The 25,058-nt window shown below is 51.4% G+C and carries 18 protein-coding genes; 7 read left to right on the top strand and 11 right to left on the bottom strand.

The genetic code is table 11. The features are described from left to right. Window positions 1-139 precede the first annotated feature (139 nt). The 4 genes from uvrB to P8H26_RS08875 form a co-directional block, all read right to left on the bottom strand. The gene (gene uvrB, locus P8H26_RS08890) at window positions 140-2,881 is read right to left on the bottom strand and encodes an excinuclease ABC subunit UvrB (protein WP_289632581.1); all 2,742 of its coding nucleotides are present in this window, start codon (window positions 2,879-2,881) and stop codon (window positions 140-142) included. A gap of 174 nt (window positions 2,882-3,055) precedes the next feature. Next, on the bottom strand, window positions 3,056-3,592 hold the full coding sequence (locus P8H26_RS08885; RefSeq protein ID WP_289632580.1) for an SH3 domain-containing protein: 537 nt from the start codon (window positions 3,590-3,592) through the stop codon (window positions 3,056-3,058). 404 nt (window positions 3,593-3,996) lie between these two features. After that, window positions 3,997-5,172, bottom strand: a complete 1,176-nt coding sequence (locus P8H26_RS08880; RefSeq protein WP_289632579.1) for an alpha/beta hydrolase — start codon at window positions 5,170-5,172, stop codon at window positions 3,997-3,999. A 219-nt stretch (window positions 5,173-5,391) separates the two neighbouring features. Next, window positions 5,392-6,309 (bottom strand): DMT family transporter, encoded by a 918-nt coding sequence (locus P8H26_RS08875; protein WP_289632578.1) that lies wholly within the window; start codon window positions 6,307-6,309, stop codon window positions 5,392-5,394. A gap of 707 nt (window positions 6,310-7,016) precedes the next feature. Between P8H26_RS08875 and greA the strand changes: the two genes are divergently transcribed. Then, window positions 7,017-7,490, top strand: coding sequence for a transcription elongation factor GreA (gene greA / locus P8H26_RS08870; RefSeq protein WP_289632577.1), 474 nt, complete (start codon window positions 7,017-7,019; stop codon window positions 7,488-7,490). A 3-nt stretch (window positions 7,491-7,493) separates the two neighbouring features. After that, window positions 7,494-8,573: a glycosyltransferase family 4 protein gene (locus P8H26_RS08865; RefSeq protein ID WP_289632576.1), complete on the top strand. Its 1,080-nt coding sequence runs from the start codon at window positions 7,494-7,496 to the stop codon at window positions 8,571-8,573. Window positions 8,574-8,626: 53 nt separating this feature from the next. Here the strand turns inward: P8H26_RS08865 and P8H26_RS08860 are convergent, their stop codons facing one another. Next, window positions 8,627-9,097, bottom strand: coding sequence for an Lrp/AsnC family transcriptional regulator (locus P8H26_RS08860; RefSeq protein ID WP_289632575.1), 471 nt, complete (start codon window positions 9,095-9,097; stop codon window positions 8,627-8,629). A gap of 252 nt (window positions 9,098-9,349) precedes the next feature. After that, entirely contained in the window at window positions 9,350-10,750 is a 1,401-nt protein-coding gene (locus P8H26_RS08855) for a TrkH family potassium uptake protein (RefSeq protein ID WP_289632691.1), read from the bottom strand. A 391-nt stretch (window positions 10,751-11,141) separates the two neighbouring features. On the opposite strand from P8H26_RS08855, the gene trxB reads away from it, so the two are divergent. From trxB to P8H26_RS08840, 3 genes are all read left to right on the top strand, one after another. Next, window positions 11,142-12,101 carry a thioredoxin-disulfide reductase gene (trxB, locus tag P8H26_RS08850; RefSeq protein WP_289632574.1) on the top strand — a complete coding sequence of 320 codons (960 nt, stop codon included), beginning with the start codon at window positions 11,142-11,144 and terminating at the stop codon, window positions 12,099-12,101. Between the two features lie 235 nt (window positions 12,102-12,336). Continuing rightward, entirely contained in the window at window positions 12,337-13,242 is a 906-nt protein-coding gene (locus P8H26_RS08845; protein WP_289632573.1) for a LysR family transcriptional regulator, read from the top strand. Between the two features lie 233 nt (window positions 13,243-13,475). Further along, a complete protein-coding gene (locus P8H26_RS08840) occupies window positions 13,476-13,682 on the top strand; it encodes a hypothetical protein (protein ID WP_289632572.1) in 207 nt (68 codons plus the stop codon). On the opposite strand, the gene P8H26_RS08835 is transcribed toward P8H26_RS08840, so the two are convergent. The 3 genes from P8H26_RS08835 to carB all read right to left on the bottom strand — a co-directional run bounded on the left by P8H26_RS08835 (window position 13,679) and on the right by carB (window position 19,341). Beyond that, the gene (locus P8H26_RS08835; RefSeq protein ID WP_289632571.1) at window positions 13,679-14,881 is read right to left on the bottom strand and encodes a pyridoxal phosphate-dependent aminotransferase; all 1,203 of its coding nucleotides are present in this window, start codon (window positions 14,879-14,881) and stop codon (window positions 13,679-13,681) included. The genes P8H26_RS08840 and P8H26_RS08835 overlap by 4 nt on opposite strands. Before the next feature lie 473 nt (window positions 14,882-15,354). Further along, window positions 15,355-15,564, bottom strand: coding sequence for a cold-shock protein (locus tag P8H26_RS08830; RefSeq protein ID WP_289632570.1), 210 nt, complete (start codon window positions 15,562-15,564; stop codon window positions 15,355-15,357). A 285-nt stretch (window positions 15,565-15,849) separates the two neighbouring features. After that, window positions 15,850-19,341, bottom strand: a complete 3,492-nt coding sequence (gene carB, locus P8H26_RS08825) for a carbamoyl-phosphate synthase large subunit (protein ID WP_289632569.1) — start codon at window positions 19,339-19,341, stop codon at window positions 15,850-15,852. 321 nt (window positions 19,342-19,662) lie between these two features. Between carB and P8H26_RS08820 the strand changes: the two genes are divergently transcribed. Then, window positions 19,663-20,592: a neutral zinc metallopeptidase gene (locus P8H26_RS08820; protein WP_289632568.1), complete on the top strand. Its 930-nt coding sequence runs from the start codon at window positions 19,663-19,665 to the stop codon at window positions 20,590-20,592. A gap of 205 nt (window positions 20,593-20,797) precedes the next feature. Here P8H26_RS08820 and carA read toward each other — a convergent pair whose 3' ends face one another. Then, entirely contained in the window at window positions 20,798-22,018 is a 1,221-nt protein-coding gene (gene carA, locus P8H26_RS08815; RefSeq protein ID WP_289632566.1) for a glutamine-hydrolyzing carbamoyl-phosphate synthase small subunit, read from the bottom strand. Between the two features lie 395 nt (window positions 22,019-22,413). Here carA and P8H26_RS08810 point away from each other — a divergent pair, with 395 nt between their 5' ends. Further along, window positions 22,414-22,869: a GatB/YqeY domain-containing protein gene (locus P8H26_RS08810; RefSeq protein ID WP_289632565.1), complete on the top strand. Its 456-nt coding sequence runs from the start codon at window positions 22,414-22,416 to the stop codon at window positions 22,867-22,869. 65 nt (window positions 22,870-22,934) lie between these two features. Here P8H26_RS08810 and P8H26_RS08805 read toward each other — a convergent pair whose 3' ends face one another. Continuing rightward, on the bottom strand, window positions 22,935-24,611 hold the full coding sequence (locus P8H26_RS08805) for a Na/Pi cotransporter family protein (RefSeq protein WP_289632564.1): 1,677 nt from the start codon (window positions 24,609-24,611) through the stop codon (window positions 22,935-22,937). Window positions 24,612-25,058: the final 447 nt, after the last annotated feature.

The raw sequence follows: 25,058 nt of genomic DNA, 5'->3' as shown, positions 1-25,058 counted from the left end.
GGACATATCCCAAAAAAGCTAATGCTTTTCAGAGTGTCCATTAAAGCAAATAACAGAGAACGCACTTATCTTTCATGCGTGCTCTGTTTTGCGGTGTCAATACAGACAATAAACAGGTCAGTTGATACTGCCAGCCGGATTATTTGCCCGGCCGACCGGTTTTGCCTGAACGGCGGGTTTTGCGCTTTACATCGACAGGATCTTCATAGGAACCAGCACCGGTGCGATGTCTTCTGACCGGCGCTGCACTGTCATCGTTCTGTATGCCAAGCGGTTTTGCCATGTCTGTGCCAGGCCCCATATTATCAAGGGACGGCTTTTTGAACAGTGATGGTGACGGCGATGTTCTGCGGCCACCTCTGGATGGTTGTTCGAGCGACATTTCTGCCTCGCGAGCCAAGGGATCATCCGCAATAGCGAGTTCTTTTTCCCGCAGACGTTTGATCTCGTCGCGCAATCTTGCAGCTGTTTCGAAGTCGAGATCAGCAGCAGCATCACGCATTTTCTTCTCAAGATGCTCGAGATGGGCGCCGAGATTGTTGCCGACCATGCCACCTTGCTCTGCAAAGCCGCTGATATCTGCCCGCACATGGTCGCGCTCATAGACGGAATTCAGAATATCCGAGATGTTTTTGCGAATAGAGGCTGGTGTAATGCCGTGTTCGGTATTGTAGGCCACCTGCTTTTCGCGACGGCGGCTGGTTTCTTCCATAGCGCGGCTCATCGAGCCGGTAATCGTGTCGGCATAAAGGATGACGCGACCGTCAACATTTCGCGCTGCACGGCCGATTGTCTGCACCAGCGAGGTTTCTGAACGCAGAAACCCTTCTTTGTCAGCATCGAGAATGGCAACAAAGCCGCATTCCGGAATATCCAAGCCTTCGCGTAGCAAGTTGATGCCGATGAGAACATCAAATGTCCCAAGCCGTAAGTCACGGATAATTTCGATACGCTCCAGCGTGTCGATATCCGAGTGCATATAGCGGACGCGTACACCCTGTTCATGCAGATATTCGGTCAGGTCTTCGGCCATGCGCTTGGTCAGCACTGTGACCAGTGAACGATAGCCGTTTTTCGCTGTTTCGCGGATTTCTCCCAGCACATCATCGACCTGCGAGCGGGCAGGGCGCACTTCCACCGGCGGATCAATCAGTCCGGTCGGGCGGATCAGCTGCTCGGCAAACACACCATCGGCTTGCTCCATTTCCCATTTGCCCGGCGTTGCGGAAACGGCAACGGTTTGCGGACGCATAGCATCCCACTCTTCAAAGCGTAGCGGACGGTTATCCATACAGGATGGCAGGCGGAAGCCATATTCCGCCAGCGTTGCTTTGCGCTTAAAGTCGCCCCGATACATACCGCCGATCTGCGGCACGGTAACATGGCTTTCATCAATGAAAACCAGAGCATTATCAGGAATATATTCAAACAATGTCGGTGGCGGCTCCCCCGGCTGGCGACCGGTGAGATAGCGCGAATAGTTTTCAATGCCGGCACAGGAGCCGGTTGCTTCCAGCATTTCAATATCAAATGTGGTGCGCTGTTCAAGGCGCTGCGCTTCGAGCAGACGTCCGGCATTGTTGAGTTCCACCAGCCGGTGTTTCAGCTCTTCTTTGATGGATTTGATTGCCTGATTGAGTGTCGGGCGCGGGGTTACATAGTGCGAATTCGCATAGATTTTAACAGATTTGAGATCACCGGTCTTCTGACCGGTCAGCGGATCAAATTCTGTAATGGTTTCAATCTCATCGCCAAATAGCGAGATGCGCCATGCACGATCTTCCAAGTGGGCAGGGAAGAGCTCAATCGTATCACCGCGAACGCGGAAGGAACCACGCACGAAATTGATGTCTTGCCGTTTATATTGCTGCGCAACGAGATCTGCCAGCAGTTGACGCTGGTCGAGGCGGTCGCCGATCTTCATCTCGAAAGTCATTGCAGTATAGGTTTCAACCGAACCGATACCGTAAATACAGGAGACGGAGGCGACGATAATCACATCATCACGTTCCAGCAGTGAGCGGGTGGCCGAGTGGCGCATCCGGTCGATCTCTTCATTGATAGAGGATTCTTTCTCAATGAATGTATCGGAGCGCGCCACATAGGCTTCAGGCTGATAATAGTCATAATAGGAGACAAAATATTCAACCGCATTGTTCGGGAAAAAGCTTTTGAACTCACCGTAAAGCTGTGCAGCGAGCGTCTTATTTGGAGCCAAAATCAGAGCAGGGCGTTGTGTACGCTCAATGATATTCGCGACGGTAAAGGTCTTGCCCGAGCCGGTTACACCAAGCAGAACCTGTGTCTGATCGTTATTCTCGAGTCCTTCCACCAGTTCGGCAATCGCCGTCGGCTGGTCACCGGAAGGGGTATATTCGGTTTCCATTTTGATCTGGATGCCGCCTTCGGACTTGGCAGGGCGTTCAGGACGGTGCGGAGCCCAGAGCTTGCCGTTTTTGAACAGCGGATTACCGGATTCAATCAGTGCGGATAAGGCTTCAACGGTTGCTGTTGCTCCGCTTGAAGGCATATTGGCAGCATCTTCCATTGTGATGTCCATACCGGACACCGGATTGAGACCCGCAGCAACGCGTTCTTTCAGCGTGGCTGCTTTGTTTCTGGACGTTGGTGCTTTGGAAGATTCTGTTTTTTTTGCTGCCGGTTTTTTAGGAGTGACCGGTTTGGCCGCCGGATTTTTCGGCGCTATAGCTTCCGGCTGTTCTGCCATATCACTGATCATGCGTGACCAGTCTCCGACCGATGATGAGAGCGGAGCGCCGGAGAATTCTGCCTGAGGCTGTTCGCCGAAGCCGGCAGATTGTGGCTGTTCGCCGAAGCCGGTGGCTTCAGTGTAATCCGGAGATTTATCTTTTTTCGACATGCCAGAACTCTCTCAGCGGACGGATATGGACTTCAAATAGCTATACCGAATATAGGCAAGTAAGTATAGAACGAAAAGAGTACGTTTTTGATTTCGGCTGCTATTTGTTCTGAAATAAAAACGCCGCAGACGATACTGCGGCGTTCAGATTATGCCTGTAGAGATTATACCGGCTTACTGGCCGTGCGGACCTTCGCCCATACGGCGCGGACGGTTCCAGTTCGGGCGGTTCGGACGGTGGCCGTTTTCCCAACCCGGACGGTTCGGGCGGTGACCGTTCCAGCCCGGACGATAATGCGGGCGGTGCGGACGATAATACGGACGATCCCAGCGGTCATACCGATCGTATCGGTCATTGTTAAGTGCGGAGCCGATAACCACACCGGCAATCAGCGGAATACCGATAGCAGCGGCTGTATTGCCGAAATTATTGTTGCTGTAGCCGCCGGACGAGCCTTCCCGTACTGCGAGATAGCGGGAGGAGGCCCAGCCGGAGCGCCCTGCATAGCTCACCTGACACCAGCCATAGCCGCTTGTGCAGCCGCGCACATCCACGCGCGCTCCGTTCGGGATGGAGCCGAGTGTGCGGTAATTGGTGCCTGGTCCGGTACGCAGGTTAAGATTGGTTGTTACAATCGCATTTGCCGCCTGTGCTGCGGTTGCAGAAAGCAGGGCAAAAGCAATCAGTGCTGATTTTATAACCCGTTTCATTGTCGTTCTCCCCGTGATGAATTATCCGGTTTTGATTTTGATGCAGAGAGCCGTCTCTGCTCTTTATCGCGGCTTGTTCGTGATCGGAGCGTCAAAAGGGCGCTTATATATTCTAAACGAATGACCCTGCATGGCGGTTCCGTCTTTTCACCACAAGCGCATGTTCCGAACAGATGCCGTCATCCTTAAAGATGTTGGCCTCCGGGCTTCCGCAACATGCTTCAAAGCACGTCTTGCGATATTTTCCTGAACTTATACGGGGGTATGTGAATGCAACCTGAATGCATATTGTTGCAATATAATATCTTATTTTCGCAATTGATATGAATATTGTTAAACGTGGTTATTATGAAAAATCACAGCCCCGCAGAGAAAACACCTGCGGGGCTGTGTAACTATGTTGTCTATTGCTGGAAACCTGTGGCTGCGGCAGTCAGAATGCGACCGGGCAGATAAATGACCATAGAGGCTGCACCGGTAATCACATTGGACCCGTCTGCCAGAATTGCCTGACCGGAGGTCTGCCCTTCGCCTTTCAGCGTATTGAGAGACAGGCTGCCGTCACTCACCAGTGCCATAAGCGTCGGGGATGAGGCAAACACACTGTGCGCTCCGCCATCAACACTGCTGGCATCCAGCACGGCAATGCCGTATTTTTGCAGCGTTTCAATGCTGCTGCCGTCGCCTACGCGGGAATGGCCGCCGGTAATCCGGCCAGAGATATTCAGCGCGCTGTCGTTACGTGAAACAAGAACAGCCATCGGTGGTAACGGTGCTACGTCTTTGATCTGCTTTTCAAACACATCCAGATCAATGTCAGGTGCTGCAAGAAGCACATTGGTCAGACGCTTCAGTGTGGCCTGCTCTTCATTGAGCGAGAGGGTGCGCAATGCTTCCATTGTCACAAAGCTGCCCATAGAGTGCCCGACGAGCAGGATACGCTTTGCCTTAGTTTTTGCTGCCAGTTTCAGCAGGTCTGCCAGACCGTCGCGGGCGAAATTGGCGCTGTCACGATCATAAACATAGAGGCCGAGGGAAGCGGCAGACGGCCATGCATAATGAATTGTGACGGATTTCAGCCCGTAATCATGTGTAAATTGCGCGGCGCGGAAGGTACTGTCAGCAAAGTTATTATTATAGCCATGCACAAAAACCAGCAGTTCCTGATCTTTTGGAGCTTGCTTGTCCAAGGCCTGATTGAGCTGATTGACAAAAGTTTGGGCGCTATCATACGGCTGGAAACTGACTGCCGCAAAATGCTTGGCCGGATCAGGTTTATAACCGGTTTTTTCCACAACACCCTTTACGTGGGCTTTCGGAATGCCGACATCAACGCGCGAGAAGTTGAGCTGGTCTGAGCGCTTGGCATTATATGGCATAGAAAAGTCATCGCTGCGCTGGCGGCTTGTCGCAATATAAACCGGAACAACTGCTGCCGGTTTGGCCGGTTTGACAAACGCGGCATTTCCGGCTGCAACAGCAGCAGGGCTGGAATTGGGGCCATGCCAGAGCACAGCGCGCGATCCGGTGCAGCCGCTGAGTATAATGGAAACGAATGCCAGAAACAGAATACGAGTCATTCGCTGTCTTATCCTTGCCGGTAGCTGAGACCTGAAATCACGACCATAATCAATTTGAACACTTCCTGCGAAAGCAGGATGATGTTCTGTGTATTTTTAAAAGCAGTAATTGGCTGCTCTGGCAATCTGTTAAAATACAAGACGCAGGCAATTCATATGGTTTGAAGTGCCTGCGTGACTTTTAAATCATATTCGTGCTGTTTTGAATGCAGATGTGTATCACTCGGTGCTTTCTGCAAGAACAGGTTGTGGTCGTCTTGTTTTTCTAAAGCGGAGACGGGGAATAATTTCCACCATCAGCATGGAGAGGAAAATCAGGGCGCAACCGGCAAGGCCAATGGCTGGCAGGCGCTCGCTCAGGAGTATCGCGCCGAACAGTGCGGCAAATAAAGCCTCGGATGAAAGGAAGATTGCGGCTTGCGGAGCACTGGTATAACGCGTGCCGATAGCCTGCAACGTAAAGGCCACGCCGGACGAGAAGATACCGGTAAACAGCACTTCCGGTGCCGCAGCCTGAATTGTCTGCCACTCAATTTTTTCAAAAATGACTGCGCAAATAAGGCCGGCAACGGCCACAACGGCAAACTGAATGCAGGCCATAGTGACAGGTTTGCCGATACGCAGAGCATAGCGGGCAATGAACAGCCCCTGAAGAGCCCAGAAGAAAGCACCCGCCATCATCAGCCAGTCGCCCTGACTGAAACCGTCAAGAGAACCGCCGGACAACATGAATATGCCGGTAAGGCTGAGTACTGCGCAGATCCAGACAACCGGATGCGGCCATTGCGAAAATAAAATCACACCCAGAATAGGCACCAGAACCACGTAAAGTCCGGTCAGAAAGCCCGCATTGGTAACGGATGTCGTGAGCAGGCCGGTTTGCTGCAAAACCATGCCAGAGAACAACATGCTGCCAAGGATGATAAAGGCTTTAAAATCTGACAGTGTGAGCGGTTTGGAAGCGCGTTTGGTTTCCATAAATGCGAAAGGCGCAACTGTTGCAGTCGCCACGATAAATCGCAGGCCGATAAAAGTGAGCGGCCCGATGTTTTCCATCGCTGTCGACTGGGCGACGAATCCAAGCCCCCAGATCAGGCCGGCGAAAAGAAGCAGTAAGTTAGCGCGTGACTGGGTCATTGGAAGCCTGCGGAATATAAGAAGTCGCTGATAGTTATTCAGCACCAATCCCTGCGGTCTTTTGCAGGGCGCTGCTTTCCATGTTTCCCGGGCGGCTGTTATCTGTTTCAAACAGGACAGATTTAAAAGCTGATCCGGACAGGAGCAGGGCAGGACAGAGTGCAAAACAGCGGCCACTATGCTGTATTATTGCAGGAAAGCAAGCCGGATTTCATCGGTGCTATGTCACCGCAACGTATAGCTGAAATGATTCTGAGCGCATTAAATTGAGATTTTCTGAAATCATCAGGCATATAATACTTTATACTGAAGTCTTATGTATTGCCTGAGCGTTTTTATTTCGCTTAACTCATGTAAAAAATCTTGACTGTTTTTAGTAAAAAAGAACAGTTTTTTTAAAATTTTGTTTCAGAAAAACTTGGCGTATGATTGACGGAGCCGAAGTTTTTCACAAGTTTTTTGCCGATGCTTTTTGCTCTTTCTTTTTGTTTGCAAAGCTGGCACGATAACTGAAACAGATGATGAATGATGAACGGTTCCGAGGCACTGCTTCGGTGGCCGTTTTATTTTTGAGTCTCGGAGTGTTTTGTGTCCGGAACGGGAGGCAGAATACTCTCATTTTTTTGTTTATACATTTTCGTAACCGCAGGCTGCGAAGTGTTTTAGCGCGATTGAAGACCGCGCACAGGCATGAGAAAGGACAGGGCATGGAAAAGTTCCCTATGACACAGGCTGGCTTTGATCAGCTTAAAGAGGAACTGCGCTGGCGTCAGCAGGAAGAGCGTCCGCGCATTATCGAAGCGATTTCGGAAGCGCGCGCACATGGCGATCTTTCTGAAAATGCCGAATATCATGCAGCGAAAGAAGCGCAGAGCCTGAATGAAGGCCGCATTGGCGAAGTGGAAGATTATATCGCCCGCGCTGAAGTGATTGATATTTCTAAGCTCACTGGCACGACCATTAAATTCGGTGCGACTGTTACGCTGATTGATGAAGACAGCGAAGAAGAGCGCATTTATCAGATCGTGGGCGATCAGGAAGCGGATGTTAAAAAAGGCCGCATTTCTATCTCTTCACCGATTGCGCGTGCCTTGATCGGCAAAAGCGCAGGCGATACTGTGGAATTCAATGCGCCGGGCGGTGCCCGTTCCTATGAAATTCTTGGTATGAGATATATTTGACCAGTGCGTGTTCCCCTTATCGACACGGATGTTCTTGCTCCGAATTTTAAAAAACGTCTCTCCGGCGTCACCTCGACGATTGTCCAGCTGGTGCCGGTGCAGCGTAAAATGGGAATAAGAATTGCTGCCGTCGGACGGGGACTGCCGGATGACCTGCCGCATGTGAACTTGCGGGATCTTAGAGGACTGTGGCGCAAGCCTGCTTCCGGCAAAAAATTCCGTATCTGGCATGCCCGACGAAATGTCGAAATGCTGGCAGGGATTTTGATGCGCGATGTGCTGCGAATGAAGCTGAAGGTGATTTTCACCTCAGCTTCACAGCGCCACCATAAGAAATTCACCAAATGGCTGATCCGCCGTATGGACGGTGTTCTGGCAACAAGCGGGCGCACTGCCAGCTATCTGGAAGTGCCGCATATTGTTAGTATGCATGGCATTGATCTGGAGCAGTTTCATCCGCCACGCGTGCCGCAGGATCATTTTTCTGCAACCGGTTTGCCCGGCAAATATGCCATCGGCTGTTTCGGACGTGTACGCCACCAAAAAGGCACCGACCTTTTTGTTGATGCGATGATTGAACTGTTGCCGCGCTATCCTGAATGGACTGCAGTGGTGGCAGGGCGTGCAACAGCTGAGCATCAGGGCTTTGAGAAAGAGCTGCAGGATAAAGTTGCAAAAGCGGGTCTTGCAGAGCGGATTATCTTTTTAGGCGAAGTCCCGTTTGTCAGTGCTGATCCTGCGGGCGACAGTATCAGTGCATGGTATCGTCGCCTTGATGTTTATGTGGCGCCGTCCCGTACCGAAGGTTTTGGCCTGACGCCGCTTGAGGCTATGGCTTCCAAAACGGCTGTTGTTACCAGTGATGCCGGTGCCTATCCTGAAATCGTGATTGAAGGCGAGACCGGATATGTGGTGCCTTCCGGTGCAACAATGGCGCCTGCGATTGAGAATTATCTGCGCGACCCTGCGCTGGCTGCGCAGCATGCGGAAAAAGGTTTGCAGCGGGTGAGAGAGTTTTTCCCGCTTGAACGCGAAGCGAAAACGATTGGCGAGTTTTACGACCATATTTTCGCACAGAAATAAAAAAAGCCGGTTTTAACCGGCTTTTTTAATGTTCATTATTGGGTTGAGCGAATTTAAATCGCAATCAGCACTTCATCTTTGACCGGTCGGATCGTCAGCGCTGTACGCACGGAATCCACATTTGGTGTGGCTGTCAGCTCTTCAATGACAAATGTTTGGAATGCATTGAGATTTGGCGCTACGCAATGCAGCAGAAAATCGGATTCACCTGAAACCATCCATGCGCGGCGCACCAGCGACCAGGACTTGGTTTTTTCGGCAAAGGCTTTCAATTCGCTGTCGGACTGATGTTTCAGGCCGATGGAACAGAAGGCTACGAGATCCTGACCAACGGCTTCACCTTTGATGATCGCCTGATAGCCCTGAATAATGCCGCTCTCTTCGAGCTTGCGAACGCGTCGCAGGCATGGCGGCGCTGAAATGCCAACCCGCTCTGCCAGTTCGACATTTGTCATCCGCCCGTCATTTTGCAGTTCCCGCAGAATTTTCCAGTCAATATCGTCAAGATCAACCTTAATCGGCATAGGAACTCCGTAAGAGGGTGCAATAGAAAGCGGTTAACTGCCGGACGGCAGTATGGATATCGTGTGAATGCATAAAGCAATTATATAACAACAATGCAAGGCTGATTGCCGTTTGCAGCTTTTCCAAGAATTGCTTTAGAGTCACTGCATTATAGCATGAATGAAACAATGAGAATGGTTAATTGAAATTATCAACCATTCTGCATCATTTTCTTTTATGTCAGCGGATCAGTTTTTCGTGAACTGCTCTGATCAGCGTACCCAAAAGGCACGGGTGAACAGAATAACCACGGTGATCAGTTCCAGACGACCGGCCAGCATCAGATAGCTCAGCACCCATAGTGCATTATCATTGATGGTGGAGAAGTTGCCTGCAGGGCCGATGGTTTCACCAAGGCCGGGGCCGACATTGGAGAGGGCGGTGAGCGCGCCGGTAAAGGCTGAGATGAAATCCAGCCCGAAGACTGCAAGCGCCATTGTGCCGAGCACCAGCGATGAGAAATATAAGAACAGATAAAGCAGCGCGCTTTGCGCAATATCGGAGGTAATTTCCGTTGAGCCGTAACGCGCTTTCACAACCGCATGGGGCATAACCAGACGTGTCAGGCTGGCCTGTGTTGTGCGCCAGAGAATGATGATGCGGTTGATTTTCATGCCGCCCGATGTGGAACCCGCACAACCGCCGACAAATGATGCCAGAAAGAACACGCCGACAGCCGCAGGCCCCCAGAGCGTGTAGTCCTCTGTGGCAAAGCCTGTCGTTGTGAGTACAGATATGAAATGAAAACCTGCGGTAATCAGAGCTTTACCGAAAGGCATGTCTGAACTGACCCGCAGCAAAACAGCCAAGGCGAAAGTAAATAGCACAATCAATGTCAGAAACAGCTTAACCTGCGGGTCGAGCAGATTGGGCATTTGCTGCGGTATGACGGCTTTGATGTAGAGAATAAACGGCAGTGAGCCGAGTGTCATGAATACCATTGCAACAATCAGAATAGCATTATTGCCGTTGAAAAAGCCGAAAGAGCTGTCGTGGGTTGAATAACCAGCCGTGGAAATCGTTGTCAGCCCGTGATTGATGGCATCGAACATGCCCATTCCTGCTGCAAAGAAGGAAATGATGCACAGGATGGTCAAACCGCAATAGGCGATAATAATGCCGATCGCCAGTTGGTTGACGCGCGGCAGAATTTTCTCTGACTTATCAGAGGATTCCATATGGAACAGCTGTACACCGCCGATGCGCAAGGATGGCAGCAGCAACAGCGCCAAACCGATAAACCCGATACCGCCGATCCAGCACAACAGCGAGCGCCAGATCAGAATACCGCGGGGCATCTGGTCAAGGCCGGTAAGAGCGGTGGAGCCGGTGGCTGTAATACCGGAGGTGGATTCAAACAGTGCCGTGGCAAAACTGATTGGCAGATGCGAGAAATAAAACGGTATGGAGCCGAGCAATGCGGCCGTAACCCAGAGCGAAACGGTTAGTAAGAAACCAAGGCGCGGGGAAAAGCGGACATGACTGTTTTGGGTTGAAAGAAACACCAGAGAAGAAACACCGGCGGTAAACAGGGATGAGCGGATGAAAATCAACCAGTCCGGTGTGCCGTCGCGCAAATCAAACATGGCAGGAAACAACATGGCTACAGCCATCATCATCCCTAAACGCGCACAGATATTACTTACAAAGCGAAATATGATCCTGCCCTTTCGGCTTAAACAATGCTTTCCCGTAAGCAGGACTTTCTCAGCCTATATAACAGCAGCACGGGTTGAGTGGCTTTATAGGAAAACTATAGGAATCTAGCAAAATATTTATGTATTTCCTATGGGGCGCCAACACAAAAGCAGGTTTGTGACTTCTCAGAAACACTTGGGTAGTTTTCAGCTGCGGGTACAAACTTGCTTGTGATTAAGCGTGTCTTAAGTCCTGCTTCAGCTTGTAATCAGAGACCGTGAAACCTAGTTTCAGGTTACCACTGCGCAAATGTGTTTCAGCAATACATAGCGCAGCAATGAAATCACGCGGAAAAGAGAATATTCAATGACACAGCGCCATGTTCCAGTCCTCATCATCGGTTCGGGTCCTGCCGGTTATACGGCCGCCATTTATGCTGCCCGCGCTATGTTGAAGCCGGTGATTGTTACTGGATTGGAGCAGGGTGGTCAGTTGATGATTACCACCGATGTTGAAAACTATCCTGGCTATGCGGAAACCGTGCAGGGGCCGTGGATGATGGAGCAGATGGCCAAGCAGGCTGAAAATGTCGGCGCTGAAATCGTCTATGATTTGGTGTCGGAAGTTGATCTCTCCAAGCGCCCGTTTACGGCAAAGACCGACAGCGGCACAGTGTTTACCAGTGATGTTGTGATTATTGCGACCGGTGCGCAGGCCAAATGGCTTGGTATTGAAAGCGAACAGCATTTTATGGGTGGCGGCGTTTCGGCCTGTGCCACCTGTGATGGTTTCTTCTATCGCGGCAAGGATGTGATTGTTGTCGGCGGTGGTAATACAGCTGTTGAAGAAGCACTGTATCTTTCGCACATTGCGAAATCTGTGACCGTTGTTCATCGTCGCGATACTTTTCGTGCGGAAAAGATTTTGCAGGAACGTCTGCTCAAGCGTGAAAATGTTAAGGTTATCTGGAACCATGCGGTTGAGGAAATCACCGGAAATCCTGCCAACCCGCCTATGGGACCGATTGTGACCGGTGCGCGTCTTAAAGACACTGTGACCGGTGCTGTTTCAGATATGAAGACGGATGGTGTGTTTGTGGCAATCGGCCATGCGCCGGCGGTATCATTGTTCAAAGAACAGCTGAAGATGAAGGATAGCGGCTATTTGTGGACTGCTCCGGATTCAACGGCTACCAGTATTGAAGGGGTTTTTGCTGCCGGTGACGTGACAGATGAAACCTTCCGGCAGGCTGTTACTGCAGCGGGTATGGGATGTATGGCGGCGCTTGAAGCTGAGCGCTGGCTGGCAGCTCAACCCGTTGCTTAGTCAGGGAATTTGCTGAGTTCGTGCATTTTAATGGCTGGTGCCGGATATTTCGTGCGCCAGCTCTTTAAAGTTGCCACAAAATTTAGTTCTTTGACACGTAGCCATTATCAGCTGATTCTGATTTGCTGGCTGCAATTGAAGTGGGACGTGCAGGGCAGACTCTCTGCTATGCGCCGGAGGATGAAAAGCAATGTCCGTTGATATGCATGCGGGCATTGCATGAAAAGGGGATAGTGTGGTGGCACCACTTGACTGGGATAAGCTACGCATTTTTCATGCCGCTGCTGAAGCCGGCTCGTTTACCCATGCGGCGCAGACATTGCATTTGTCACAATCTGCAATTTCACGTCAGGTAAGTGCGCTTGAGCAGGATGTCGGTGTGGCGCTGTTCTATCGTCATGCGCGTGGCCTTATTCTGACTGAGCAGGGCGAAATCCTGTATCGTACGGCACATGATGTGCTGATGAAGCTGGAAAATGTCCGCTCCAAACTCAATGAAAACCGTGAAAAACCTTCAGGTCGTCTTCGCGTCACAACGACAGTAGGACTTGGTTCCGGCTGGCTGATTGAGCGGATGGAAGAATTCGCCGATCTCTATCCTGATGTTCAGGTTCAGCTGATCCTTGATGACGAGGAACTGGATCTGACGATGCGTCATGCGGATTGCGCTTTGCGTTTGCGCCAGCCGCAGCAGCCTGATCTGATTCAGCGACGCATGTTTACCGTGCATATGCATGTCTATGCGTCTGAGGGTTATATTGCCAAATATGGCAAGCTGAATGCAATAGAAGAGCTGGATGAGCATCGCATTGTGACATTTGGTGAATCCGCTCCTTCTTATCTGATGGGGCTGAACTGGCTGGAAACGGCTGGCCGCACAGATGGCGGTGCACGTATTCCGACCTTGCAGGTCAATAATCTGCTTTCAATCCGCCGTGCTGTACTCGGTGGGGTGGGGATCGGCGTGTTGCCTGATTATATGGCCGATAAAACATCGGGTCTGGTGCGATTGCTGCCTGCATTGGGTGAGATTCCTACATTCGATACATTTTTCTGCTATCCGGAAGCATTGAAAAATGCGGCGAAGCTGCATGTTTTCCGCGATTTTATTTTCTCAAAGGCCAGGAACTGGTCTTACTGAATAAAGCCAGTTGCATTGGAAAAGCCGGTTTTTACCGGCTTTTTTTATTTTGAATGACGACCTGTGCAAAGAAATCCCGTTCAAGACGCTGAGCTATCTGAAAATGCATGGCTGCTGTGCAATATCGGGCGTTGTGAAATCAGGCTTAAAGGAGCATATACAGGTCATCTTAGTGATGCGTCTCCTCCTCCCATTGCGCATCGCTGAGTGTTCCCCTCTGAAGGCTTGTCCATATGACGCCTTCAAAATTCCAAGCCGGGCTTTTGTCCGGCTTTTTTTTGTCCGGATTCCTGAGGGGCAAAACTCAATCCTGTTTCTTAGCGCGTTATGCTGGCCTGCCTGTGGGCGCAGCATTCTCCATGCGCGGGCGTGAGCACAATAAAAAAGCCCCGGACGGTGAGATCGTCCGGGGCTTTAAACGCTTTATGTTTGCAGCTTAGCGCAGGGAAGAGCAGAAACGCTGAATGCGGATGCAGGCTTCTTCGAGCAGTGCTTCAGATGTTGCATAGGAAATGCGGAAGTTTGGTCCGAGACCAAAGGCTGAGCCGTGAACAACAGCCACGCCTTCTGCTTCCAGCAATTCGGAAACAAAGTCTTCATCGGTTTCAATGACTTTGCCTGAAGGAGCGGTCTTGCCGATCAGGCCTGCACAGGAAGGATAGACATAGAAAGCGCCTTCCGGTGTAGGGCAGGTGATGCCACTGGCCTGATTGAGCATGGAGACAACCAGATCGCGGCGCCCCTGAAAGATTGCCTTGTTCTTATCAATGAAATCCTGCGGGCCGTTGAGAGCTTCAACAGCAGCCCACTGAGAAATGGAAGACGCGCCGGAGGTCTGCTGACCCTGCACCATGTCCATAGCTTTGATCAGTTGCAGAGGGCCTGCCGCATAACCAATGCGCCAGCCGGTCATGGCATAGGCTTTGGAGACGCCGTTCATGGTCAGTGTGCGGTCATAGAGCTTTGGCTCAACCTGCGCCGGTGTCATGAATTTGAACTCACCATAGACCAGATGCTCATACATATCATCGGTCAGAATCCAAACCTGCGGATGACGCAGCAGCACATCGGTCAGTGCTCTGATTTCGTTTTCAGTGTAAGCGGCGCCGGTCGGGTTGGATGGCATGTTGAGGATCAGCCATTTGGTTTTTGGTGTGATCGCAGCTTCCAGATCCGCGGCCTGCAGCTTGAACTGGTTGTCCATTGTTGTTTCAACGGTCACCGGTGTTGCGCCGCACAGGGCAACGATTTCCGGATAGCTCACCCAATAAGGCGCAGGGATGATAACTTCATCGCCCGGATTGAGGGTAGCCATCAGGGCGTTGAACAGAATCTGCTTGCCGCCGGTACCAACAATGGTCTGTTCCGGTGTGTAATCCAGATCGTTTTCACGCTTGAACTTCGCAGCAATAGCTTTGCGCAGTTCAGGAATGCCGGAAACAGGGGTGTATTTGGTTTCGCCGCGGTTGATGGCATCAATCGCTGCCTGCTTAATATTTTCAGGGGTATCAAAATCCGGCTCGCCTGCGCCAAGGCTGATAACATCTTTGCCTTTGGCTTTCAGCTCACGGGCTTTTTGGCTGACAGCGATAGTGGCAGATGGTTTTACGCGGGACAGTGCGTCGGCGAGGAATGCCATGATCATTACTCCTGAATGGAACTGGCGATCCGGCTGGGATGCCGGAGGATAAAAGAAAACTTAAAACACAGCGCAATCTCCTCAACCGCGTGTGTATAAGCGTTGCTGCCAGCAGCTGCGCAGCCGCTATAGCGGCGTTGTTGAGCCCGTCGCGAGCGCAGATCAATCTGGTCGCATGTGTTATCCGGAGAAGGTGCAGCTTTTAAGGCTGTATAATGCCGGTGGGGAGCAACGCTGATATAGAGCCGGACTGTTCAGTCTGAGGCTACAGCTTTATGTCGCAAACATTATCAAAGTGCAAGGAAAGCTTTTATAGCAGCGCGTGATTACAGTGCTTTACTTAAAAAAACACAAAAAAGAAAAGGCGGGAAAACCCGCCTTTTATTCGATCCCAGATTGTCAGTCAGTGTGACCGGAACGCCCTGTATCTTCAGCCCGGAGCCTGCTTTTACGCGGCTCTGCCTGTTTGCAAATTAATTTGCAACGAGGTTGTCGGCAGATGAACGACCAGAGCGGCGGTCCTGCACGATTTCGTAGGTGACTTTCTGGCCTTCATCGAGCTGAGCCAGGCCAGCGCGCTGTACAGCGGAGATGTGAACGAACACGTCTGTGCCGCCCTGATCAGGCTGAATAAAACCGAAACCCTTGGTCGTGTTAAACCACTTAACTGTTCCCGTAGCCATGGGAAATTCCTTCAAGTTCATAGTAAATTCAGGTTCGCCTTTCGAGCGTTCCCGGTGGATCGAAGTTGTTGATGGAAGATCATGAGAAGCAAGGCAGTGCCGTGCGGGCCGCAAAATCACTCGACCGAAAATTCGATGAGGGTAACATATGCGACATTATTGACCAATACAAGGCGGGCGAACAGGATTTTGCACATCCGCGAAGAATAAATATCTGACATTTATAGAGCATAAATAAAAAGGCAGCCATGAAGGCTGCCTTTAAATCAGGGTCTATAACCGGGCTCAGTCCTTCTTGAAGTAGTCCTGAAGCGGACGAACTTCGAGCGAGCCGGCTTTCAGTGCTGCAATAGCTTCCGATACCGCTTCTGCACCGGCCATAGTGGTATAATATGGCAGCTTGTGCATCAAAGCCGCGCGGCGGATCGACTTGCTGTCGGAAACCGCGCTGACGCTGTCTGTGGTATTGAAGACAATGTGCACCTGACGGTTGCGGATGGCGTCTTCAATATGCGGACGACCTTCCTGCACCTTGTTGATCTTGGCAGCTTCAATGCCCTGTTCCGCCAGATAGCGTTGTGTGCCGCCGGTTGCCAGAATTTTGAAGCCGAGATCGGCCAGACGTTTAACTGCTGATACGATACGTGCTTTGTCCTGATCGCGAACGGACACAAAGAGCGTGCCGTCGCGTGGCAGGTCAACACCTGCACCCAGCTGTGCTTTTGCGAAAGCCAGTGCGTAGTCATAATCAAGACCCATGACTTCACCGGTCGAACGCATTTCAGGGCCGAGCAGGGTATCAACGCCCGGGAAGCGCGCAAACGGGAACACGGCTTCCTTCACGGCGATGTGGCGCTGTGCTTTGACATCAGGCTTGCCGCCATAGGCTGCGAGTGCCTGTTCAAGGCTTTCACCGGCCATGATGCGGGCTGCAACCTTGGCAATCGGTGTGCCGTTGGTTTTAGCCACGAAAGGCACGGTACGCGATGCACGTGGGTTAACCTCAAGCACGTAGATCACATTGTCTTTGATCGCATATTGCACATTCATCAGACCACCGACATTGAGCGCCTTGGCCATAGCAATGGTCTGGCGTTCCAGTTCAGCAACGATTTCATCGCTCAGTGTGTGAACCGGCAGGGAGCAGGCTGAGTCACCGGAGTGAATACCGGCTTCTTCAATATGTTCCATGATACCGGCAACATAGGCGTCTTTACCGTCGCACAGGCAGTCAACATCCACTTCGATTGCATCCGTCAGGTAGGTATCGAACAGCAGCGGGTTTTTGCCCAGCAGCGTGTTGATCTGGCCGGTTTTATCGTTCGGATATTTGGCTTTAATATCTTCGGTCACCAGCTCAGGAACAGTTTCCAGCAGATATTTCTGCAGCATGCGCTCATCATGAATGATCTGCATGGCGCGGCCACCCAGAACATAAGACGGGCGAACCACCAGCGGGAAGCCGAGGTCGCTGGCAATGAGGCGTGCCTGTTCAACAGAATAAGCAATGCCGTTCTTTGGCTGGTTAAGGCCAAGCTTGATCAGCAGTTTCTGGAAGCGATCACGGTCTTCTGCCAGATCTATTGCATCCGGCGAAGTGCCAAGGATCGGAATATTGGCTTTTTCCAGTGCATTCGCCAGTTTCAGCGGGGTCTGACCGCCGAACTGCACGATCACGCCATGCAGAGTGCCTTTTTCCTGCTCTTTGCGCAGGATTTCAATCACATCTTCATCGGTCAGTGATTCAAAATAAAGACGGTCTGAAGTGTCATAGTCCGTCGAAACCGTTTCCGGGTTACAGTTGATCATGATTGCTTCATAACCGGCATCGCTGAGCGCGAAGGCCGCATGGCAGCAGCAATAATCGAACTCGATACCCTGACCGATACGGTTAGGGCCGCCACCGAGAATAACAACCTTTTTGCGCTCGGAAACATCAGCTTCACAGGCGTCGATATTGGCAAAAGGTGCCTCATAGGTTGAGTACATATAGGCGGTTGGTGATGCGAATTCCGCAGCGCAGGTATCAATGCGCTTGAAAATCGGATGCACTTTCAGTTCTGCGCGATGTTTGGCAACGTCCTTGGCATCTTTGCGGATCAAACCGGCTAGGCGGCTGTCCGAGAAGCCCATCGCTTTCAGATTGCGCATATTTTCGGCATCCTGCGGCAGACCATGTTCACGAACACGCTCTTCCATAGCCACAATTTCAGCCATCTGCTCAAGGAACCAAGGATCGATTTTGCAGGCTGCATGAATTTCATCAAGCGGCATTCCAAGACGCATGGCCTGTGCAACCATGCGCAGGCGATCCTGTGTTGGTGTGCCGATGGCCGCGCGGATTGCGCTTTTCTCATCGCCGTCTTCGATATTCGGAATGGCGATTTCATCAAGACCGGTCAGGCCGGTTTCAAGGCCGCGCAGGGCTTTCTGCAAAGATTCCTGAAAAGTACGGCCGATAGCCATAACTTCACCAACGGACTTCATTGCGGTGGTCAGAACATTATTTGCACCTGGGAATTTCTCAAAGGCAAAGCGCGGGATCTTGGTGACAACATAGTCAATGCTTGGTTCAAACGAAGCCGGAGTAGCGCCGCCGGTAATATCGTTTTCCAGTTCATCCATCGTGTAGCCAACAGCAAGCTTGGCAGCAACTTTAGCAATCGGGAAACCGGTTGCTTTGGAAGCCAGAGCGGATGAGCGGGATACGCGCGGGTTCATTTCGATAACGATCAGGCGACCATTTTCAGGATTAACCGCAAACTGTACGTTGGAGCCACCGGTTTCCACACCGATTTCACGCAGCACTGCAATCGAAGCATCGCGCATGATCTGATATTCTTTATCAGTCAGCGTCAGGGCAGGGGCAACAGTAATACTGTCGCCGGTATGCACGCCCATCGGGTCGATATTTTCGATCGAGCAGATGATGATGCAGTTGTCCGCTTTGTCGCGCACAACTTCCATCTCATATTCTTTCCAGCCGAGCACGGATTCTTCAATCAGCACTTCGGTGGTTGGCGATGCATCAAGGCCGCCTTCTACGATTTCAAAGAATTCCGAGCGGTTATAGGCAATGCCGCCGCCGGTGCCGCCAAGAGTAAAGCTCGGGCGGATGATCGCCGGCAGGCCAACATGGTCAAGCGCCTGCGCTGCCAGTGCCATAGCATGGGTCATATAGCGCTGCTTGCGGTCGGTTTCGCCGAGCTGCCATTCGGTTTCCAGCTTGTCGAGCGCCTTATCGAGATCATCGCCGGAAAGCTTGGCTTTTAGCTCTTCGCGTTTGATCTTATGGGCTTTGCGATCTTCGTCTTTTACATCGGTCGCATTGGACAGCATGGATTTTGGTGTTTCGAGGCCGATTTTAGCCATTGCCTCGCGGAAAAGCGCGCGGTCTTCGGCTTTGTCGATTGCCTTGGCATCAGCGCCGATCATTTCCACATTGTAGCGGTCGAGAACGCCCATGCGCTTCAGCGACAGCGCTGTGTTCAGCGCAGTCTGGCCGCCCATTGTTGGCAGCAGTGCATCCGGACGCTCTTTGGCGATGATTTTGGCAACAACTTCCGGTGTGATCGGTTCGATATAAGTGGCATCCGCCAGATCAGGATCAGTCATGATCGTTGCCGGATTGGAGTTCACCAGAATGATCCGGTAGCCCTCTTCTTTCAGGGCCTTACAGGCCTGAGTGCCTGAATAGTCAAATTCGCATGCCTGACCGATAACAATTGGTCCCGCTCCGATAATCAGAATCGATTTGATGTCTGTGCGTTTTGGCATGGCTCTATCCTGTGTTTAGCGCTTATATGGCTCTGCGGCAAAAGCCCGAACGGATGACCGTCGGGTTCAGAGGCTGTGTGATGCGTCTGGGCTAAGCGTGTCTTATAGGTAATCAGTTCGCGGAAAGTAACCCCTTAAATACGATATTTGGGAGAAAAACGGAGTTTATAACAAATCTTATTTAAATTTGACCGGCTGACAGGTGCTTTTCAAATAGTCCTCGTTTTATCTTCGCTAAATAACGCAGTGACAGAGTAGCGGGCAACGCTTTTCCGCTTTATTATAGTTATCACGGAATTGTATAAAATAAGGAGAGCGCCGATGCGCTGGCAAGGTCGCGAAGAGAGTGACAATGTTGAGGATCGCCGCGGCAGTGGCGGTGGTGCGCCCGGAGGGTTCGGCAGGGGCGGCGGGCTTGGTGGTCCGGGCTTTCGTGTTGTGCGTGGCGGCGGGCTTTCCGGCATCATAATGCTCGGTGCAATCGCTCTGGTATTGTGGATGGTCGGGATCAATCCGTTGCCGCTATTGTTTGGCGATGGCTCTGTGCAAACCACGCAGGCACCTTCGGCAAGCAGAACCTCCGCCGGAGGGGGCGCAACTGCGCCGCGTGCGGATGATGAGGCTGCAAGCTTCTCCCGTGTTGTTTTGAAAGAAACAGAAGAAGTCTGGAGCGGTATTTTTCAGGCTGCCGGACAGACCTATAAAAAGCCGACGCTTGTTCTCTTTGATGGACAGGTTAAGTCAGCTTGCGGTTTTGCCTCTGCTGCTTCTGGGCCGTTTTATTGCCCCGGAGATCAGAAGGTTTATATTGATCTGAGCTTTTACAATGAGCTGGATAAGCGTTTTGGCGCTTCCGGTGACTTTGCTCATGCTTATGTATTGTCGCATGAAGTCGGGCACCATGTTCAGAACCTGCTCGGCATTCTGCCTAAGTTTAACCAGATGCGCCAAAGCATGAGTGAAGCACAATCGAATGCCATGTCCGTGCGCGTGGAATTGCAGGCCGATTGCTTTGCCGGTGTCTGGGGTAAATTCACTGCTCAAAAAGGTCTGCTCGAGCAGGGTGATCTGGAAGAAGCATTGAATGCCGCCCATCAGATCGGTGACGATACGTTGCAAAAGCGCGCCCAAGGCTATGTCGTTCCAGAAAGCTTTAACCACGGTACCGCTGCTCAGCGCTCCACATGGTTCAAGCGTGGCTTCGACACAGGGAAAGTGGAAGCCTGCGATACCTTCAACAACCCTATTTGATATATTCGGGTGCTGACGGTTTGCAAATGGCGCTTTCCTCGACTTCCGGTGCTCATGCACATTAAAGTGCACTGCGCTCCGGTTCTCGAAAATCACCATTTTCACCACGCCATCATCCCGAATATGACGTAGCGCTTGATAGTAAGAAATACAAAAAGGCCGGTGAATTTCACCGGCCTTTTTATTTTGTTTATCAGTATTTATTTCAGGCCGCTTCGCGTTCCGGCAGTGGTTCCTGACCCTTGCGTGTGCGGATCAGATTGATAAAGCGACGGAACAGGTAGAACGAGTCTTCAGGACCCGGAGACGCTTCCGGATGGTGCTGTACCGAGAATACCGGCTTGCCGATAATCCGCAGGCCGCAATTCGTGCCGTCAAACAGCGAGATATGGGTTTCTTCCACGCCTTCCGGCAGGCTGTCCGCATCCACCGCAAAGCCGTGGTTCATCGAAACGATCTCAACCTTGCCGGTTGTATGATCTTTGACCGGATGGTTGCCGCCGTGATGACCCTGATGCATCTTCACTGTCTTGCCGCCTGTTGCCAGCGCCAGCATCTGGTGGCCGAGGCAAATGCCGAACAGCGGAATATCCGTTGCAATCAGTTTCTGAATGGTCGGTACTGCATATTCGCCGGTCGCCGCAGGATCGCCAGGACCATTGGAGAGGAAGATACCATCCGGATTATGCGCCAGAATATCTTCAGCTGTTGCTGTTGCCGGTACAATGGTGACCTTGCCGCCAAGATCAGCAAACAGGCGCAAAATGTTGCGCTTGATACCGTAGTCAATGGCTACAACGTGGAACTGTTCTTCACCCTGCTGGCCGTAGCCTTCATTCCAGACCCATGATTTCTCTGTCCAGACGGAGGATTGGCCGGAGGTTACATTCTTCGCGAGATCGAGGTCTACGAGGCCAGCCCATGCCGCTGCCCGCTTTTTCAGCGCCGGAATATCAAAATTGCCGCTCGGATCATGTGCGATCACGGCATTGGCTGCGCCTTTTTCGCGAATCAGCGCGGTCAGTGCGCGTGTATTAATATTGCTGAGACCGATGATGCCATGATGCTTCAGCCATTTGTCGAAATCCTGCGTTGAGCGATAATTCGACGGCGCAGTGATATCCGCTTTGATAATTGTGCCGACAGCACCGGAACGGCTGCCCGCATTAAGGCGCTCGCTGTCTTCTTCATTTGTGCCGGCATTGCCGATATGAGGAAATGTGAAAGTTACGATCTGACCTGCATAGGACGGATCGGTCAGAACTTCCTGATAACCGGTGAGCGAGGTGTTGAAGCAAACCTCGGCTTCAATTGCACCGACTGCGCCAACGCCTTTGCCTTCAATGACTGTGCCATCTGCAAGAACGAGGACAGCTGTAGGTTTGGAAATCGTCCAGGGTGCGGTTTTCGGTGTGGTTTCGGTCATTGAGGCACTCCTGATCAAAATTGCGCGCTGTGCTGTTATGCAGAGGGGCCCGTCCTATAAGTTGAGACAGGTCGTGCGAAAACGCGCCGGATACAATGAGCCCCGTCGCGAGAACGAAAAAAATCTTCTGCTAAGATTAACAATGTAAAGAAATCTTATGGGCTGGTCAATTGCTGACCGTACTGTTTTTAACCGGATTCAGATATGTATTCAGGCAATCTTGCAGTTTGAGGCGGAAAAAACGGTGTGCCTGCTTTTGCCAGAACGCTAAATTGCGCTATAAGGCCTTTGATTTGCTTATTCCGGCCAGCCTTGTTGCATATATTGCCGGATTTTATAAATTTAACAAACCGGATAACGAAAAGCATATTGCTATCCTGTTCAAGGAGATAAAAATGCTGCGTCAGGAAATTTCGCAAGCTCTGACAACGGCTATGAAAGCCCATGATAAAATGCGTTCCTCAACGCTGCGCCTGATTATGGCTGCTCTGAAGGATCGTGACATTGCTAATCGCGGTGCAGGCAAAGATCCTGTAACCGACGATGAATTGCTGGCAATCCTTGCCAAGATGATCAAGCAGCGTGAAGAATCCGCGAGAATGTACGAAGAAGGCAATCGTATTGAACTGGCTGAGACTGAGCGTGCTGAAATCGAAATCATTAAAGAGTTTCTGCCGCAGCAGCTCAGCGATGATGAAATCCGTGCGAACAGCGCTGCCGCGATTGCTGAAATCGGTGCGGAAGGTCTGCGCGATATGGGTAAGGTTATGGCTGTACTCAAAGAGCGCTATACCGGCCAGATGGATTTTGCCAAAGCCAGCGCTGTGTTGAAAGAGCTGCTTGGTGTTTGATATGCTTAATTGAAGAAATGAAAAAGCCCGCGATATTCGCGGGCTTTTTTTGTTTGAGCGCTGGTTTAGCTTTCTGTCACTGCTTTCAGGCGTGTGCCGCCGAGCATGCCTTTTTCTTCCAGTACCGGATAGGCCATAGAAGCCAGCAATGAGTTGATCTGCTTGAGGTCGCGGATCGTATCCAGATGGATCGAGCTGGTTTCAACACTGCGCACAGTGCCTTCACGCAGGCGCTGGAAATGCATTTCGCTTGTGCGCTTTTCCATATCACGCAGATGATCTTTTTCATGCACAAGCTGGCGCGCCGTATAGCTGTCGCGCGATACCAGCACGTTAAAGGCCAGATGTGCGTTGGAAACGACCATTGCGTGGAATTCGGTCAGCTCATCCCAGCCTTCTTCGGTGAACTCCAGTTTGCGATCCATTTTCTTCTGCACATGGGCGAGCATATTGCGCACAATAATATCGCCGACCTGTTCAAGCTTCACGCAGGCACCGAGAAGCTCCTGCGTGCGCAGAGCCTCGTCTTCGGTAAGGCTCTTAGTTGCGAGCTTTGCCAGATAAAGCTTGATAGCGGCGTGGCGTGCATCCAGACGATCATCCAGCTTTGCCAGTTCGTTGATGCCGACCTGATCCGGTTTTTCATAAAGATCCATAATCCGGCGCAGCATCACATCAACGGTTTCGCAGGTGCGCACAACTTCGCGCGTTGCGTTACCGAGCGCCAGAGGCGGGGAGTTGATCACACTTATATCCAGCGCGCTGATTTCCTGCGTGAAGACTGTCTCGGCAGGGGCTTCCGGTTTGGCCTTGAGGTTGACCAGTGCTTCTGTGGCACGCAGGATCAGACTTGAAAGCGGAATACCCGCCACCAGAATGATCGTGTTGAACAGGATATGCGCATTCACAACCTGACTGACAGGGTCTGATCCGAGAAACGCTACAGGTGGTTTAAACGTCAGGAACAGGATCAGAATGACCAGCGAGCCTGCGCCGCGCATCATCAGATTGCCCAATGGCACAACGCGGGTTTCCGGCGGAGCATTGCGTGTGAGCAGCGGCGCAATGATGGATGAACCAAGATTAACGCCAAGCACCATCACCACAGCCAGATCAGGCTGAATGAGGCCGCGTGACGCGAAAGATGTGAGCAGGATGATTGCAGCAATCGAGGAATGGAATAGCCATGTCATCAGCGCTGCAAGCAGATAGGTGGTAACCGGATCACTCGCCAGATAATTGACGATCACCGGCAGCAGTTGACTGTCGCGCAAAGGTGTCGTCGCTTCGCCTGTAAGTTCAAGCGAAAGAATAAGCAGGCCGATACCGACCAGAATTTTACCATTTTGCCGCCAGAACAACCGCTCGGAGGACATAGAAATGAAAGTGCCTGCAACGAGCGCCAAAGGCACCAGCAAAGTCAGGTCATAGCTCAGGATTTTAACGACAAGGGCAGAGCCGAGCTCGCCGCCGCGCACGGCCATAAGGCCTGCTACGCCGCTGACAAAGCCCGCGCCGACAAAGGAGCCGACAAGCAGGGTAACAGCGGTGGAGCTTTGAAGGGATACAGCCAGTAAAATGCCAAAGCTGACTGCGAGAACAGGTTTTTGCATATATTTGCGCAGTCGTCGGCGTAAGCGGTCACCATAAGCGCTCTCAACGCCTGACCGTACCATCCGTGTTGCCCATAACAGCAGCGCGACTGCCCCTGCAAGATGCAGGAGGACGACTGAACCATTCAAATGCGTATTCCTTTTTATTTCCGGATGATTAATTCATCCTTGGTTATTCCCCGGATTGTTCTCCGGATAGTCCGTTCCTGCTCGTGCCTGCAACGCATTGCTGCGGTGATGTGATGGAATGATCGGGACGGATAAAGTGCAGTGCGAAAATCATGCACTGGCTAATCAATCTAGGCACATTATGCTTAATTTGGAAGAGGAATTTTACCCCTAATAGACGGTATTTAAAGTTTTTATGACAAATTTATGACAATTAGCCGACTAATACAAAGTTCCGCGTTTTCAGGTGCTGTAAGATATTATTGCGGTACTATCAGATAGGATGATAAGCCCTGATTATGACAACAGTTCTGTCCGCTTATAGGTAAAGATGAAACTCTGTGTGGTTAGCGGGGATAGATGCGGGTTGCAGGCGCGCTTTTCAGAATTACATGTTATGAGGTAAGC

The sequence above is a fragment of the Pseudochrobactrum sp. sp1633 genome (genome assembly GCF_030376605.1).
GTDB lineage: Bacteria > Pseudomonadota > Alphaproteobacteria > Rhizobiales > Rhizobiaceae > Pseudochrobactrum.
This window is presented reverse-complemented; position numbering and strand designations above follow the sequence as displayed.

Excerpts from the sequence above, each read along its gene's own strand:
- uvrB (WP_289632581.1), bottom strand. The coding sequence starts at position 2,881 with ATGTCGAAAAAAGATAAATCTCCGGATTACACTGAAGCCACCGGCTTC.
- P8H26_RS08885 (WP_289632580.1), bottom strand. The coding sequence starts at position 3,592 with ATGAAACGGGTTATAAAATCAGCACTGATTGCTTTTGCCCTGCTTTCT.
- P8H26_RS08880 (WP_289632579.1), bottom strand. The coding sequence starts at position 5,172 with ATGACTCGTATTCTGTTTCTGGCATTCGTTTCCATTATACTCAGCGGC.
- P8H26_RS08875 (WP_289632578.1), bottom strand. The coding sequence starts at position 6,309 with ATGACCCAGTCACGCGCTAACTTACTGCTTCTTTTCGCCGGCCTGATC.
- greA (WP_289632577.1), top strand. The coding sequence starts at position 7,017 with ATGGAAAAGTTCCCTATGACACAGGCTGGCTTTGATCAGCTTAAAGAG.
- P8H26_RS08860 (WP_289632575.1), bottom strand. The coding sequence starts at position 9,097 with ATGCCGATTAAGGTTGATCTTGACGATATTGACTGGAAAATTCTGCGG.
- P8H26_RS08855 (WP_289632691.1), bottom strand. The coding sequence starts at position 10,750 with ATGGCTGTAGCCATGTTGTTTCCTGCCATGTTTGATTTGCGCGACGGC.
- trxB (WP_289632574.1), top strand. The coding sequence starts at position 11,142 with ATGACACAGCGCCATGTTCCAGTCCTCATCATCGGTTCGGGTCCTGCC.
- P8H26_RS08840 (WP_289632572.1), top strand. The coding sequence starts at position 13,476 with ATGACGCCTTCAAAATTCCAAGCCGGGCTTTTGTCCGGCTTTTTTTTG.
- P8H26_RS08835 (WP_289632571.1), bottom strand. The coding sequence starts at position 14,881 with ATGGCATTCCTCGCCGACGCACTGTCCCGCGTAAAACCATCTGCCACT.
- P8H26_RS08830 (WP_289632570.1), bottom strand. The coding sequence starts at position 15,564 with ATGGCTACGGGAACAGTTAAGTGGTTTAACACGACCAAGGGTTTCGGT.
- carB (WP_289632569.1), bottom strand. The coding sequence starts at position 19,341 with ATGCCAAAACGCACAGACATCAAATCGATTCTGATTATCGGAGCGGGA.
- P8H26_RS08820 (WP_289632568.1), top strand. The coding sequence starts at position 19,663 with ATGCGCTGGCAAGGTCGCGAAGAGAGTGACAATGTTGAGGATCGCCGC.
- carA (WP_289632566.1), bottom strand. The coding sequence starts at position 22,018 with ATGACCGAAACCACACCGAAAACCGCACCCTGGACGATTTCCAAACCT.
- P8H26_RS08810 (WP_289632565.1), top strand. The coding sequence starts at position 22,414 with ATGCTGCGTCAGGAAATTTCGCAAGCTCTGACAACGGCTATGAAAGCC.